Below are 14,589 nucleotides of genomic sequence, written 5' to 3' on the forward strand. Positions count from 1 at the left end.
CATCCTCGTAACTCCCTAGTGCGGTGCTCGAATTGGGGACGAGGCGGCTTGTGGGGCGTCTGGCGATCTTGTTAGGGTCGCCGCGGATATCGAGCTCGCGTCGCTTCGGAAAGCGCGGACGTATTACTGGGGACATTGCGCCGGAATTTCTTGGCCGCCCCGACGCCGTATGCCGGGAAGAGGGAAATGAAACGACGAATATGGGTCCCCGCCGTATTGGTGACGGTTCTGGCGCTGCTGAGCCTGGACGTCGCCCCCGCGTCGCCCGGCCGCACGGAAAGCCGGGCCGACCGTCTCGTCGCGCGGATGACGCTGGACGAGAAGCTCTCGTTCGTGCACTGGGACTACGACACGACGGACCCGACCGCCAAGGTCTATCTGCCGGGCGTACCCCGCCTGGGCATTCCGAAGCTGCGCGCCACCGACGGGCCCGCGGGTGTGACGATCCACCGGCCGGCGCTGGCGATGCCCGCGCCCGTCGCCCTCGCCTCCTCCTTCGACGAAGGGCTCGCCGAGAAGTACGGGCAGGTCCTCGGCCGCGAGGGCCGCGCGTTCGGCCAGGACGTGATCTTCGCGCCGATGGTGAACGGCATCCGGGTGCCGCAGGCCGGGCGGAACTTCGAGACGTTCAGCGAGGACCCGCTCGTCACCGCGCGCACGGCGGCCGCCGAGGTCAAGGGCATCCAGAGCCAGGGCCTGATGGCGACGGTCAAGCACTACGCCGCCAACACCCAGGAGAACAACCGCATGGGTGTCGACGTGAAGGTGGACGAACGCACCCTCCAGGAAATGGAGCTCCCCGGCTTCGAGGCCGCCGTCGACGCCGGCGCCGCCTCGGTGATGTGCGCCTACAACAAGGTCAACGGCGAACCGGCCTGCGGCAACGGGCACCTGCTGGACGGCATCCTCAGGGAACAGATGAAGTTCCAGGGCTGGGTCACCTCCGACTGGATGGCCACGCACAGCACGGACGCCATCACCAAGGGGCTCGACCAGGAGCTGGGCATCGACGTGGCCGTCGCCATCCCGCCCGGCGGCGAGGTCCCCGGGGGCAAGTACTTCGGTGACAAGCTCAAGCAGGCCGTCACGGACGGCACCATCCCCATGGAGGTCCTCGACCGGTCGGTGAGCCGGATCGTCGGACAGATGGACCGCTTCGGCCTCCTCGACGAGAACAAGCCGCCGCGGCCCGCACGCGATGTCGCGGGCGGCACCCGGGTGGCCGAGGAGGTCGCCGAGTCCGGCGCGGTGCTGCTGCGCAACCAGGACGGCATGCTGCCGCTCGACGCGGCCACCACCGACGACCTCGCGGTGATCGGCCCGACGGCCAGGACACCCAAGGTGACGGGCCTCGGCAGCTCCTACGTCATCCCCGACGCGGCCACCGCCCCGCTGGACGCCATCAAGAAGAAGCTGGGCGGCGGCGCGCACGTCTCCTACGCCGAGGGCGAGGACATCGAGGGCGAGACGATCCCGGCGTCCGCCCTGAACCCCGCCTTCACCGGGGGCACGGTCCTTCAGCCCGCCAAGAGCGGCGTCATCTACGACGGCAAGCTGACGGTTCCCGAGGACGGCCTCTACCGCATCGCGGCCCGCGTCACCGGCGGCAACGGCGCCATCCTGATCGACGGCGGCGAACCGATCAGCATCGGCGAGGTCTTCGGCAAGCTCACCAGTGTTCCGCTGAAGCTGACCGCCGGCACCCACACCATCAAGATCGCCGGCGGGGCGGTCGTCGACCAGCCGATGACGCTGGACCTGCGCTGGGTCACCCCGGCCAAGGCCCAGGAGGCGATCGACAAGGCCGTCGCCACCGCGCGCCAGGCATCGACCGCGGTGGTCTTCGCCTACGACGACGGCGCCGAGGGCGGCGACCGGCCCTCCCTGTCCCTGCCCGGCCGCCAGGACGAGCTGATCAAGGCCGTCACGGCCGCCAACCCCCGTACGGTCGTCGTCCTGAACACCGGCTCGTCGATCACCATGCCCTGGCTCGACAAAACCCGGGCGGTCCTCGACATGTGGTACCCCGGGCAGGCCGGGGCGGAGGCGACCGCCGACCTGCTGTTCGGCGACGCCGAACCGGGCGGACGGCTCACCCAGACCTTCCCCGCCTCCGAGCAGGCCACCCCGGTCGCCGGCGACCCCGAGCGCTACCCCGGCGTCGACGGCGTCCTGCGGCAGTCCGAGGGCATCCACACCGGGTACCGGTGGTACGACCACAAGGACGTCAAGCCGCTCTTCCCGTTCGGCTTCGGCCTGTCCTACACGTCCTTCGCGTACGAGAAGCCGACCGTGCGGCGCACGGCGGACGGCTTCGACGTCGACGTGACGGTGCGCAACACCGGCGACCGGCAGGGCAGCGACGTCGTCCAGGTCTACCTCGGCCCCAGTCCGCGGCTGCGGCTCGACCAGGCGGAGAAGGCCCTGGCCGGCTACCGGAAGGTGGAGCTGGCACCCGGAGAGTCCCGGCGCGTACGCATCCACGTGGCCGAACGTGCCCTGCAGTACTGGGACACCTCGGCCGACGGCTGGAAGCTCGCCGGCGGCGAGCGCCGCGTGCTCATCGGCTCGTCGTCGGACCGGATCCGGCTCAGCGCGAGCGTCCAGGCCGACCGGCCCGGCAAGCCGTAGAGACCGTAGCGACCGTGTCCGGACAACAGACCCCACAAGGGAGACCAGCCGTGACCGACAGCGCAGCCGCGGACCCGTACGACCCGTACGTGCGGCTCGGCCGCCTCGCCGTCCGGGTGAGCCGGCTGTGGCTCGGCACCGTCAACTTCAGCGGCCGGGTCGAGGACGACGACGCCCTGCGCCTGATGGACGAGGCCCTCGACCGCGGGATCAACTGCGTGGACACCGCCGACATCTACGGATGGCGGGCCTACAAGGGACACACCGAGGAACTGGTCGGGCGCTGGCTCTCCCAAGGCAAAGGACGCAGGGAGCAGGTCGTTCTCGCGACCAAGGTCGGCGGGGAGATGAGCGAACAGGTCAACGACGGCGGCCTGTCCGCCCGCCACATCATCGCCGCCTGCGAACAGTCCCTGCGCCGCCTGGGCGTGGAGTGCATCGACCTCTACCAGATGCACCGCATCGACCGCACCGCACCGTGGGACGAGGTGTGGCAGGCCATGGAACGCCTGGTGGCGAGCGGGAAGGTCTGCTACGTCGGCTCCTCCAACTTCGCCGGATGGCACATCAGCGAGGCGCAGGCGAGCGCCCGGCGCCGGAACACGCTGGGCCTCGCCTCCGAGCAGTGCCTGTACAACCTGGCGGTCCGGCACGCCGAGCTGGAGGTCCTGCCGGCCGCACGCCACCACGGCCTGGCGACCATCGCCTGGTCACCGCTGCACGGCGGCCTCCTCAGCGGCGTACTGGACAAGCTGCGCTCCGGCACCGCCGTCAAGTCCGCCCAGGGGCGGGCCCAGGTGCTGCTGCCCTCGCTGCGTCCCGCTATCGAGGAGTACGAGGCGCTGTGCCGCCGCATCGGCCGGCACCCCGCGGAGGTCGGCCTGTCCTGGGTGCTGTCCCGGCCGGGCATCACCGGCGCCGTCATCGGGCCGCGCACCGTCGAGCACCTCGACTCGGCGCTGCGCGCCACCCGCCTGAGCCTCGGGGACGACGAACTCGCCGAGCTCGACCGCATCTTCCCACCGGTCGGCCGGGGCGGTCCGAGCCCCGAGGCCTGGGCCGCCTGACGGCCCACCACCCGGTTTCCACCATCGCGACCACGAAACGAAGGGACGGACCGCATGACTTCCGGAGCACAGGCCAACGAGGACACGGTCGAGGACAAGGTTGTCGAGTTCTACGACAACTTCACCGAGGTCTTCAGGGAGATCTGGGGCGACAACCTCCACGTCGGCTACTGGCACGACGCCGCCGACGAGGCCCCCGTCGAGAAGGCCACCGACCAGCTGACCGACCAGCTGATCGCCCGCCTCGCCCCGCGGCAGGGGCAGCGCATCCTGGACGTGGGCTGCGGCATCGGGGAGCCGGCCTTCCGGCTCGCCCGCGCGGCCGCCGTCGACGTCGTCGGCGTCTCCATCAGCCGGTACCAGGTCGGCCGCGCCAATGAGCGGGCCGGCGCGCTCGACCTGGCCGGACGCGTGAGCTTCCAGTACGCCGACGCGGCCGAACTGCCCTTCCCCGACGCGTCCTTCGACGGGGCCTGGGCCTTCGAGTCGCTGATCCACATGCCGGACAAGGAGAAGGTCCTGCGCGAGATCAAGCGCGTACTGCGCCCCGGCTCGACCCTCGTCCTCGCCGACATGTTCAGCCAGCCCGACACGGAGCTGACGTTCCAGGACATCATCACCACCCCGGAGATGAGCGACTACCGGGCCGTCATCGAACAGGCCGGACTCGTCGTCCAGGACATCACCGACATCACGGCCAACACCCTGGCCCCCCAGTCGGTGCGCGACGGCATCGCCGCCGATCTGCTGGCGCGCAAGGACGACGTCATCGCGATGACCGGACCCGAGGAGTTCGAGCGGATGGTGGACGGGGTGCGGGTCCCCAAGGCCTATGGATACCTCCTCGCCACGGTCACCACGGACTGAAACGGACTGAAACGGGCAGAAGATGATCATTACTCAGTGCCGCGTCTGCGGCAATCACGAACTGCTCCCGGTCCTCGACCTGGGCGAGCAGGCTCTGACCTGCGTCTTCCCCAAGAGCCCCGACGAGCAGGTGCCCGCGGTCCCGCTGGAGCTGGTGAAGTGCTCGCCCGCCGGGTGCGGCCTCCTGCAGCTGCGGCACACCCCGGACCTCGGCCTGATGTACGGAGACGGCTACGGATACCGGCCGGGCATCCGGCCCTTCATGGTCAACCACCTGCGGGGCAAGGCCGTCGCGGCCGCCGAACTGACGGGCCTCGAGCCCGGGGACGTGGTCGTCGACATCGGCAGCAACGACGGCACGCTGCTGCACCAGTACCCCGTCGAGGGACTGCGCCTGGTCGGCATCGACCCCTCGGGCGAGAAGTTCCGCGACCACTACCCGCCCGCCGAACTGATCCCCGAGTTCTTCACCCGCGAGGTCTTCACCGAGCGGTACGGCACCCGGCGCGCCAAGGTCGTGACGACCACCGGCATGTTCTACGACATCCCGGACCCCCTCCAGTTCATGCAGGACATCCACGCGATCCTCGACGAGGACGGCATCTGGATGACCGAGCAGAGCTACATGCCCGCCATGCTCGAAGCCAACGCGTACGACGTCGTGTGCCACGAGCACCTCGAGTACTACGCGTTCCGGCAGATCGAGTGGATGGCCGAGAAGGTGGGCTTCACCGTCCTGCGGGCCGAGGTCACCGACGTCTACGGCGGCAGCCTCTACGTGACCCTCGCCAAGAACCCGGGCCGCCATCCGCGCGACGAGGGCTCCCTGGTCGCGCTGCGCGAGCGCGAGGCCGCCGCGCGCCTGGACACCATGGCCCCCTACGAGGCGTTCGCCCGCCGGGTGCGGCAACAGCGCGACGAACTGCGGGGTTTCCTCGCCGACTCCCGCGCGGCCGGCCTGCTCACCTTCGGGTACGGCGCGTCGACCAAGGGCAATGTGACCCTCCAGTACTGCGGCATCGGCCCCGAGGACCTGCCCTGCATCGGCGAGGTCAGCGAGGAGAAGGCCGGACGCTTCACCCCCGGCAGCGGGATACCGATCGTGTCCGAGGAGGAGGCCAAGTCCCGCCGCCCCGACCAGCTGCTCGTCCTTCCCTGGATCCACCGCGACGGCTTCGTCGAGCGCGAGCAGGCGTACCTGGAGAGCGGCGGCAGGCTCGTCTTCCCGATGCCGACGCTCACCACGGTGACCGCCTGACCGGGCACACCTCCGAAGGAAAGGGAGACCGCAGTGCCGACCGACACCCCGACCACTGTTCCCAGCCTGGACAGCGACCTCTTCCACATCGACCAGTACGAGGCCTACGCCGCGCTCCGCGAGCGGGAGCCGGTGAGCAAGGTGAGCTTCATCGGCCGTGAGGCGTATCTGATCACCCGCCACGCAGAGGCCAAGGCCGCCCTCGGCGACCTGCGGCTCAGCAACGACTTCAAGAAGCAGCCCCCCGAGGTGGAACTGCCGACCTTCCACGGCATCCCCGAGGACGTCCGGCCCTACTTCGCCAACAACATGGGCAGCAACGACCCGCCGGCCCACACCCGGCTGCGCAGGCTCGTCGCCAGGGAATTCACCGCGCGCCGGGTGGAGTCCATGCGCACCCGGATCGAGGAGCTCGCCGAGCGGCTGCTCGACGGCCTGGCCGGCGAGGCCGAGGCCGACCTGGTCGAGCGCTTCGCCTACCCGCTGCCGATCACCGTGATCAGTGAGCTGCTCGGCGTCGAGGAGCGCTACCAGGGCGACTTCGGCCGGTGGAGCAACGAGTTCCTGGTGATCGACGCCGAACGGGTCGAGCAGCGCGAGCAGGCGGCCCGGGCACTGGTCGGCTTCATCCTGGAACTGATCGAACGCCGGCGCGCCGCCCCCGGCCCCGACCTCCTCTCGGCGCTGATCGGCGTCCACGAGGAGGACGAGGACCGGCTCAGCACCGACGAACTGGCCTCGGTGGTCCTGATCCTGCTCATCGCGGGCTTCGAGACCTCGGTGAGCCTCATCGCCATGGGCACCTACCTGCTGCTCACCCACCCCGGGGAGCTGGCGAAGGTGCGCCAGGACCCCTCGCTCCTCCCGAACGCCGTGGAGGAGGTCCTGCGCTTCCTCGGCCCCGCCGAGATCACCACACGGGGATCGCTCGAAGACGTCCGGATCGGCGACGTCCTCATCCCGGCGCACAGCACCGTGCTCATCGCGGGCGCCGCGGCCAACCGCGACCCCCGCCGGTTCCCCGACCCCGACCGGTTCGACGTGACGCGCGACGCCGCCGGACACCTCTCCTTCGGCCACGGCATCCACTTCTGCGTGGGCGGCCCGCTGGCCCGCCTGGAGGGCGAGATCGCGCTGCGCGCCCTCCTGCGGCGCTTCCCCGGCCTCGACCTGGCGATCCCGCCGCAGCAGGTGCGCTGGCGCCGCTCCTTCCTGCGCGGCATCGAGGCCCTTCCCGTGAGGCTGGGCCGGTGACCGCCACCGACTCCGGGACCTGGCTGCGGCGGTTCGGCCCGCCGGCCGAGCGGCCGATGCGGATCGTCTGCTTCCCGCACGCCGGGGGCGGCGCGAGCAGCTACCACGCCCTCGCCCGCGCCCTGGGCGACGAGGCGGAGGTCCTGGCGGTGCAGTACCCGGGACGGCAGGACCGGCGGCACGAGCCGGCCCTGCCGCGGCTGAGCGAGCTGGCCGACCGGGTCGCCGAGGCACTGGACACCCTCGACGAGGCGCCGTACGCCCTGTTCGGCCACAGCCTGGGGGCACTCGTCGCCTATGAGACCGCCCGGCGCCTCGACCGCTTCGGCAACACCCCGGACCGGCTGTTCGTGTCCGCCCGCTGCGCGCCCACGGCCGGGGCGGGACCGACCGACGAGCTGGCCGACGACGCCGCGCTGCTGGCCGAGGTCCGCAGACTCGGCGGCGGCGACGCGCTCGACGACCCCGAGATACAGGCCCTGGCACTGCCCGCGCTGCGTGCCGACTACCGGGCCCTGAGGTCCTACGTCTGGCGGGACGGGCCCGCCCTGCGCTGCCCGGTCACGGTGCTGACCGCCACCCAGGACCCGCTGTGCGCCCCCGAGCAGGCGGCCGACTGGCTGCGCCTCTCGGTCGTCCCCGGGCGCTCGCGGGTCTTCCCCGGAGGCCACTTCTATCTGCAGGACCGCGTCACCGAGGTGGCCCATGCCGTCCTGACGGACCTCGGACTGCGTACGCCGGACCCTGCCGGGGCGCGCGTTCCCGTCCCGGCAGGCGCGACCGCCACATGAGAAAGGGAAGTCCCGTTGCGTTTGCTCGTCACCGGCGCCGCCGGATTCATCGGGTCCACCTATGTGCGCCATGTGCTCGCCGGAGCGTACGGCGACGCCGGTGACGTGCGGATCACGGCCCTGGACAAACTCACCTACGCCGGCAACACCGCCAACCTCGCCGACGTCCAGGGCCACCCGGGCCTGACCTTCGTACAGGGCGACATCTGCGACGCCGCGCTGCTCGCCGACCTCGTCCCGGGACACGACGCGGTGGTCAACTTCGCCGCGGAGAGCCATGTGGACCGGTCGATCGCCGGCGCGGACGACTTCGTACGCACCAACGTCCTGGGCACGCACGCCCTGTTGTCGGCGGCGCGCGCGGCGCGGGTGCCCCGGTTCGTCCATATCTCCACCGACGAGGTGTACGGGTCGATAGAGACGGGCTCCTGGACCGAGGACCGCCCCCTGCTGGCGAACTCGCCCTACGCCGCGACGAAGGCCGGGGCCGACATCCTGGCGCGCTCCTACGCCCGCACGTACGGGATGGACGTGAGCGTGACCCGCTGCAGCAACAACTACGGCCCCTACCAGTACCCCGAGAAGCTCATCCCCCTCTTCGTGACCAACCTGCTGGAGGGCAGGCAGGTGCCGCTGTACGGAGACGGTCTGTGCGTACGCGACTGGCTGCACGTGGACGACCACTGCCGGGGCGTACAGCTGGTCCTGGAGAAGGGCAGGCCCGGCGAGGCCTACAACATCGGCGGCGGCGAGGAACTGGCCAACGTCGACCTCACCCACCTGCTGCTGCGGGCGTGCGGAGCCGGCCCGGAGCGGATCGCCTACGTACCCGACCGGCCGGGCCACGACCGCCGCTACTCCGTCGACGACAGCAAGATCCGGGAGCTCGGGTACGCCCCGCGCGTCTCCTTCCCCGAGGGCCTCGCCCGGACGGTCGACTGGTACCGCGACAACCCCGGGTGGTGGAAGCCGCTGCGCAGCGCGCCGGCGGCCGCGGCCTGAGGGCGGCGGCAGACGAAACGGCCCGGGCAGAAACTGCCCGGGCCGTTCCGTATGTCCGTATGGACGGGCGGCGTGTCAGCGGCCGCCGGGGGTGAAGCGGTAGAGCTTGTTGTTGTGGCCGCTCAGGCCCTCGCCCACATTGGAGATGTAGTAGCCGGAGCCCCAGTACACGCTGCCGTCGACCACGGCCGCCCCGCCGAAGACGGAGCCGCCGCTGGCGAAGTCCCACAGGATCTTGCCGGTCTTCGCGTCCAGCGCGAACATGTTGGGGCCGCCGGGCGCCGAGGAGCCCGCGTACATGACGCCGTTCGCGCTGGTCACGAAGGAGTCGACCAGCCACTGGCCCTCCTCGCCCTGCGGGACGGCGGTCTGCCACTCGATCTCGCCGGTGGCCGCGTCGACCGCCGCGAAGAACCCGCTTTTGACCGTGGACTTGGTCCCGTCCGCGGCGGTGATGGTCCAGGGCAGGTGATCACCGTTGCCGATGCCGACGTAGATGCGCTTTCCGTCGGTGGCGGAGCCCCACTGGATGCCGCCCAGCGCACCGCCGGGGCCGACCTGCGTCTGCCACACGACCTTGCCGGTGGCCGGTTCGAGGGCGTAGTAGACGCCGCTCTTCTGGCCTATGCCGAGCAGGTCCTTCGGCTTGCCGCCGATCTCGGTGGTGTAGAGGTTCGGGGCGGAGCCGAAGTCGAAGTCCGGGGCCTGGTTCTGCTGGTACATCATCCAGGTGTCGGCCGTCAGGGTGTGGTGGGCCCACCGGATCTTTCCGGTCTTCAGGTCCAGGGCGAGCACGCTGTCGAAGTGGTCGTCGTCCGCCGGCGGGGTGCAGCCGGTCTGCTTCGGGTTGAGGCAGACACCGGGCGGCGAGGTGTAGTTGTTGCCCGTGCCCACGAACACCAGGCCGGTCTTGTGGTCGACCACGGGCTGGCTGCCCCACACGGCGGCGCCGGTATAACCCTTCGGGACGGTGTAGGTCTTCCACAGGATCTTGCCGGTGCGGGCGTCGATCGCCAGGATCGCGCCGCGGAACTCCGGCTTGTCGTGCAGGGTCGACGCCTTGGAGGACGTCCCCACGTAGATGACCCCGTTGTCCACGGTGGGGGAGGAGGTGATGACCGTGGTCGGGTCCTCGTCGACCTTGGTCATCCACTGCTTCTCGCCGGTGGCGGCGTCGACGGAGATGACGTACGCGCTCTTCATCGCGGTCGTCGTCAGCGTGCCGGTGCCGATGAAGAGGCTGCCCTTCCAGTACGCCGGGCTGGTCCGGGACATGTGTCCTTCGACGCCGTCGTAACTCTTGATGGTGCGGGACCAGACCTCCTTGCCGCTGTCGGCGTCGATGGCCCACAGCTTGCCGCCCCAGTCGGGGACGTACACGGTGCCGCCCACGACGGTGGGGGTGGCGGAGACGTCGCCGGCCGTGGTGAAGGTCCACTTCGGTGCCAGCTTGCCCACGTTCTTCGGGCCGATGGCGCGCTCGGTGGCGGCATGGCGGGTGTTGTGGTTGTTCTGTCCCGCGCTGACCCACTCGGGCTTCACGGGGACGCTTCGGGTCCTGGCGGGCTCGGCGCCGCCGCTCGTGGCGGGTGTGCCGGTCGCGGAGGCCGCGACGGCGGCCAGCATGAGGGCGGCGCAGCCGGCCGTCGCGACGGACAGCCGTCGCCACAGTTTCCGGCCCTGCGCGGACCCTCGTTCCGTACGGGGGCTCATGGAGTGGTTCCCTCTGTTCTCTCTGTACCGGCGCAGGGTGCGGGCGGAGCCGGGAGCGGACTCCCGGCTCCGGGCGCGCAGCGCCGTACGCCTGGGCGGATGGCCGGCCGGATCGCCGGCCACGTGTGGGGTTGGTCCGCGCGGGACGCGCGACCAGGGCCTGTCCTTTGGATCAGGCCTACGGAACGGCCGCCGCGGGTGCGTCGATCCAGTCGGCGACCCGCACGTCGAGGACGCCGGGGGCGTCCTCGACGCCGATGGCGCTGCCGGAGAGCTGCTGGAGGAACTGGCGCGCGGGCGCGTTGCGCCGGGTGGGCCGGTAGGACAGCCGCAGGGTGCGGCAGCCCGCCGCACGGGCCTTCGCGCTCAGCATCCGCAGCATCCGGGTCTCCACCCGGCGGTTGAGGACCCGGCAGCTGAGCAGGAAGACCGGAACGTCCAGCACGTCACCGTCGGCCCGTGCCAGCACGAGCCCGACGGTGCCGTAGTCGCCGAAGACGTCGCGGACCCGCACCGTCCAGCCCCGGCCGCCGTCGTCGAGCAGCCGCCGCAGCGCCGGCACGGTGAAGGCGGCGCCCGCCAGGGTGAACTGTGTGGTGCGGGCCGTCAGCTGGGCCGCCCGGTCCAGCGCGGAGTCCGACAGCTCCTCCATCGTGACGTCGATGGCGCAGCGGGCCAGGAACTCCTCGTAGTCCGCGACGGACCGCTCCAGCTCCCGGCGCTCCGGCTCGGCCCCGTACCAGTCGGCCCGCAGCCGGTCCTCGTCGGTCACCGTGAGCTGGTCGAAGGCCACCTCGTGGGCCAGCTGCCGCGGTGCCGCGTCCGCGTCCCGGGTCAGCTCCACCACGGCGACCTCGGGCAGCTGCGCGCGCACCGACGCGCATTCGACGGCGTCGTCGTCCACGAAGACGAACGAGTTCAGCGCGAGCCCCAGCTCCTCGGAGAGCTCGGCCAGGTACTGGGCCTTGGGCTGCCAGCCGATCCGGTGGGCGGTGACGTCCCGCATCGTCAGGACCATGCCGGGGTTCTCGGCGAACACGGCCTGGACGTCCGCCTCCTCGTTGCGGCTGCACAGGCACAGCAGCTTTCCCCGCGCGCGCTGGTCCAGCATGAACTCCTGGACCGCGCGGCGCCCCGGGCCGATCTCCACCCCGAGCGGCCCGTCCTCGCCGCACACCCCGGCCCACAGGGTGTTGTCGCAGTCGAGCACCACGACCTTGCGTGGCCTGCGCCAGGTCGTGGCGGCCAGCCGCACGAGCCGGTCGGCCAGCGCGTCGAAGTACCCGTCGGTGTACGGGAGATGGGCGATGCGGTCGGCGTACTCGTCGTGCGTCTCCGGCACGTCGTAACGGTCCGCGAGATCGTCCAGCGACACGAGGTGCATGCCAGGCAGCGGGGCGACGGCCTCGGTGATCCGCCGCGTGGCGGCCTCGGTCCACCGCGCCAGGGCGGGGTCGGCCAGGGCACCCGGCGACGGCGGGGTCAGGGCCACCAGCCAGGTGGCGGCGCTGCGGGTGGGGGCGGCGGACAGCACCGAGAGCAGCTCGTCCAGGAGCCGGTCACCGGCCGAGGGCTCCTCGGCGCCCCGGCACAGGTCCTCGGCCCGCAGCAGCAGGGCGTTCACCCCGGCGTGGGTCAGCAGCACGCTGCCGGGGTCCAGCAGCGGCTCGACCAGCTGGCCGTACGGCGCTGTCCGGACCTCGCGTCCGGTCTCCGCCAGCCGCCGGGCCATGGCGTCCCTGAGCGCGTCCGACGTGAAGGTCGCGGCGAGGGCGATGCCCGGATCACTCACGTCGTTCATGCGGCCTCGCCGTTCATGTGGGCACGGACGGCCGTGGCGAGTTCGGCGGCGGTCGTGTCGTTGCCGAGCGCGTGTACGGGCAGCTCCACACCCAGTTCACGCCACAGCCGCGACAGCACGCGCACGGCCCGCATCGAGTCCCCGCCCAGGGCGGCGAAGGGAACGTCCGGGGCGACCACGTCCAGGCCCAGGATCCCGCGGAACGCCTCGAGCACCGTGGTTTCCACCTGTGGGGCGGAGGCGGGGACCCGCGTTCGCTCGGAGACCTCGCCGGGTATGGCCTTTACTTCGTTCGCTTCCATCTCGAGAACACCCTCGTTTCGGCCGTGACTGGCCAAGGCATATGGCGGAAAAGGTGAAACAGGCCCAACGGCCTTCGGATGATGGCTGGATATGGGCCCCAAGGGCCGCTCGTCGGGCACCGCACGACGGATTCGGGATCGTACCTGTTCAAGTTCTCCGGTGCAGTGGGTGTTCTGTCCGGCTGTCAACCGTCAACACCCCGCGCGTTCAGTTGCGTTACGATGCCGCCCGCGGTCGTTGCCCTACCCACCGATCTGCCGGGCCGAGCCGAACAAGGAGAACAAACATGCGTAAAAGCGGGTTGGCCAGTCTCATCCCTCTTTACTTCATCATCCTGATCGACAACTTGAGCGTCAGCCTCATCATTCCCGTGCTGATTCCCATCTCTTACGACGCCGATATCGGCATCATGAGCAGCGGCGGAACCAGTGCGCGTGACCTGTTCTACGGAGTCGCCATCGGAAGCTATTCCTTAGCGATGTTCTTCGGCGCCCCGCTGCTCGGCTCGCTGTCCGACCACTTCCGCCGCAAGAAGACATTGATGCTGTGTCTGCTGGGGCTGGCACTGAGCTACGCGCTGACCATCTGGGGGCTGCTGCGCCAGGACGTCGTCCTGTTCGTCGCCGGCCGGGTCATCGGCGGCCTGTTCTCCGGCAGCCTGCCGGTCGCCCAGGCGGCGATCCTGGACGTCACGCCGAAGGAACGCCGCGTGAACTCCATCGGGCTGATCATGTTCTGCGTCTCGGCCGGGTACGTGGTGGGCCCGCTCATCGGCGGCTACCTCAGCGACTCCACCCTGGTCTCCTGGTTCGACCTCACGACCCCGTTCGTCTTCGTGGCCGGTATCACGCTGCTGAACCTGCTGGTCCTGCTCGTCTCCTACCGCGAGGAGCCGGCCCCCCGGCCGGCGCGGCGCCTGGCCTTCCCGAACCCGGTCAAGCACCTCGTGGAGTCCTTCTCCTTCCCCGGGGTCAGGGTGCTCTCCGTCGCCCTGCTCCTCATGTCCCTGGGCTGGACGGCCTTCTTCCAGTTCATCGGCCTGTACCTGACGGCCAACGAAGGCTTCGACCAGCGCGCGGTCACCAACCTCATCTCGGTGGTCGGCGTGGGCCTCGCGGCGGCCTTCCTCTCCCTGGTGCCGCTCTCGATGAAGTACCTGAGGCCGCAGGTCGCGGTGGCCGGGGCGCTGGCGGGGATGACCGTGTGCATCGCCGGCACCGCGCTGACCGGATCGACGGTGGCGCTCTACGCCCTGTGCCTGGTGGGCGCGGCCACCTACGGCATCTCCTACAGCGGTCTGGTGGGCATGATGTCGGCGGCCGTGGCCGACAGCCACCAGGGCTCCGTCATGGGCACGGCCGGTGCCGTCGCGGCCCTCTCGGCGGGCCTGTCCGGCGTCGTCTTCGGGGCCGTCGACGGCTCCAGCGCGGTGCCCGTCCTCTCCGCGGCGGTCTTCGTCCTGCTCTCCTTCCTGCTGTTCGCCGTGGCGCGGCCGGGCGGCGGCTCCGGCTCCCGTGAGGAGCCGCGGGAGAGCGTGGACACGACCTCGGCGGTCTGACAGCCGCTCCTGGGCAGGGCCGTCCGGCCCAGGAGCGGGCGTCCGGGCCCGGTGACCGGTTTCGGCACCGGGCCCTTGTCGTACCCGGCCGGTCGCGCCGGGCCGGATATACCCGGGCAGGTCAGGCCGCCGGTCGCATCCGGCCGGTCGCATCCGGACCGGATACACCTGGGCCGGTCACACCCAGGCCGGATACACCCGGGCCGGTCGTACCCGGCCGGTTGCACTTGGGCGGGTCGCACTTGGGCCGGTCGTACCCGGCCGGTTGCACTTGGGCGGGTCGCACTTGGGCCGGTCGTACCCGGCCGGTTGCACTTGGGCGGGTCGCACTTGGGCCGGCGTAC

At 70.8% G+C, this 14,589-nt stretch carries 11 protein-coding genes; 8 read left to right on the top strand and 3 right to left on the bottom strand.

Annotated features, from left to right (window positions below; all coding sequences use genetic code 11):
- Positions 1–186 precede the first annotated feature (186 nt).
- Genes ABT342_RS23900 through rfbB form a run of 7 tightly spaced genes read left to right on the top strand, consistent with a single transcriptional unit; the run spans position 187 to position 8,870 of the window.
- The gene (locus tag ABT342_RS23900; RefSeq protein ID WP_351577385.1) at positions 187–2,631 is read left to right on the top strand and encodes a beta-glucosidase H; all 2,445 of its coding nucleotides are present in this window, start codon (positions 187–189) and stop codon (positions 2,629–2,631) included.
- 50 nt (positions 2,632–2,681) lie between these two features.
- Positions 2,682–3,698, top strand: a complete 1,017-nt coding sequence (locus ABT342_RS23905; protein WP_351577387.1) for an aldo/keto reductase — start codon at positions 2,682–2,684, stop codon at positions 3,696–3,698.
- A gap of 54 nt (positions 3,699–3,752) precedes the next feature.
- Positions 3,753–4,565, top strand: coding sequence for a methyltransferase domain-containing protein (locus tag ABT342_RS23910; protein ID WP_351577391.1), 813 nt, complete (start codon positions 3,753–3,755; stop codon positions 4,563–4,565).
- Positions 4,566–4,587: 22 nt separating this feature from the next.
- Positions 4,588–5,823, top strand: a complete 1,236-nt coding sequence (locus tag ABT342_RS23915; protein WP_351577394.1) for a class I SAM-dependent methyltransferase — start codon at positions 4,588–4,590, stop codon at positions 5,821–5,823.
- Positions 5,824–5,856: 33 nt separating this feature from the next.
- Complete coding sequence (locus ABT342_RS23920) at positions 5,857–7,077, top strand: cytochrome P450 family protein (protein WP_351577397.1); 1,221 nt, start codon at positions 5,857–5,859, stop codon at positions 7,075–7,077.
- Positions 7,074–7,868, top strand: a complete 795-nt coding sequence (locus ABT342_RS23925; protein WP_351577400.1) for a thioesterase II family protein — start codon at positions 7,074–7,076, stop codon at positions 7,866–7,868. The genes ABT342_RS23920 and ABT342_RS23925 overlap by 4 nt, the downstream gene beginning before the upstream one ends.
- Positions 7,869–7,883: 15 nt before the next feature.
- Positions 7,884–8,870: a dTDP-glucose 4,6-dehydratase gene (gene rfbB, locus ABT342_RS23930; protein WP_351577403.1), complete on the top strand. Its 987-nt coding sequence runs from the start codon at positions 7,884–7,886 to the stop codon at positions 8,868–8,870.
- A 75-nt stretch (positions 8,871–8,945) separates the two neighbouring features.
- Here rfbB and ABT342_RS23935 read toward each other — a convergent pair whose 3' ends face one another.
- The 3 genes from ABT342_RS23935 to ABT342_RS23945 form a co-directional block, all read right to left on the bottom strand.
- Complete coding sequence (locus ABT342_RS23935; RefSeq protein WP_351577406.1) at positions 8,946–10,583, bottom strand: outer membrane protein assembly factor BamB family protein; 1,638 nt, start codon at positions 10,581–10,583, stop codon at positions 8,946–8,948.
- A 178-nt stretch (positions 10,584–10,761) separates the two neighbouring features.
- Positions 10,762–12,384 (bottom strand): HAD-IIIC family phosphatase, encoded by a 1,623-nt coding sequence (locus ABT342_RS23940; protein ID WP_351577409.1) that lies wholly within the window; start codon positions 12,382–12,384, stop codon positions 10,762–10,764.
- Positions 12,381–12,686, bottom strand: coding sequence for an acyl carrier protein (locus ABT342_RS23945; RefSeq protein ID WP_351577412.1), 306 nt, complete (start codon positions 12,684–12,686; stop codon positions 12,381–12,383). Before ABT342_RS23945 ends, ABT342_RS23940 begins: the two co-directional genes overlap by 4 nt.
- Positions 12,687–12,973: 287 nt before the next feature.
- On the opposite strand from ABT342_RS23945, the gene ABT342_RS23950 reads away from it, so the two are divergent.
- Positions 12,974–14,245: an MFS transporter gene (locus ABT342_RS23950; protein WP_351577415.1), complete on the top strand. Its 1,272-nt coding sequence runs from the start codon at positions 12,974–12,976 to the stop codon at positions 14,243–14,245.
- The last annotated feature ends 344 nt before the right edge of the window (positions 14,246–14,589 follow it).

This window comes from Streptomyces sp. NPDC000410 (genome assembly GCF_040300305.1).
Classification (GTDB): domain Bacteria; phylum Actinomycetota; class Actinomycetes; order Streptomycetales; family Streptomycetaceae; genus Streptomyces.

Bases quoted from the DNA above. Each gene is read 5' to 3' on its own strand.
- ABT342_RS23900 (WP_351577385.1), top strand. From the start codon at position 187: ATGAAACGACGAATATGGGTCCCCGCCGTATTGGTGACGGTTCTGGCG.
- ABT342_RS23910 (WP_351577391.1), top strand. From the start codon at position 3,753: ATGACTTCCGGAGCACAGGCCAACGAGGACACGGTCGAGGACAAGGTT.
- ABT342_RS23915 (WP_351577394.1), top strand. From the start codon at position 4,588: ATGATCATTACTCAGTGCCGCGTCTGCGGCAATCACGAACTGCTCCCG.
- ABT342_RS23935 (WP_351577406.1), bottom strand. From the start codon at position 10,583: ATGAGCCCCCGTACGGAACGAGGGTCCGCGCAGGGCCGGAAACTGTGG.
- ABT342_RS23940 (WP_351577409.1), bottom strand. From the start codon at position 12,384: ATGAACGACGTGAGTGATCCGGGCATCGCCCTCGCCGCGACCTTCACG.
- ABT342_RS23945 (WP_351577412.1), bottom strand. From the start codon at position 12,686: ATGGAAGCGAACGAAGTAAAGGCCATACCCGGCGAGGTCTCCGAGCGA.
- ABT342_RS23950 (WP_351577415.1), top strand. From the start codon at position 12,974: ATGCGTAAAAGCGGGTTGGCCAGTCTCATCCCTCTTTACTTCATCATC.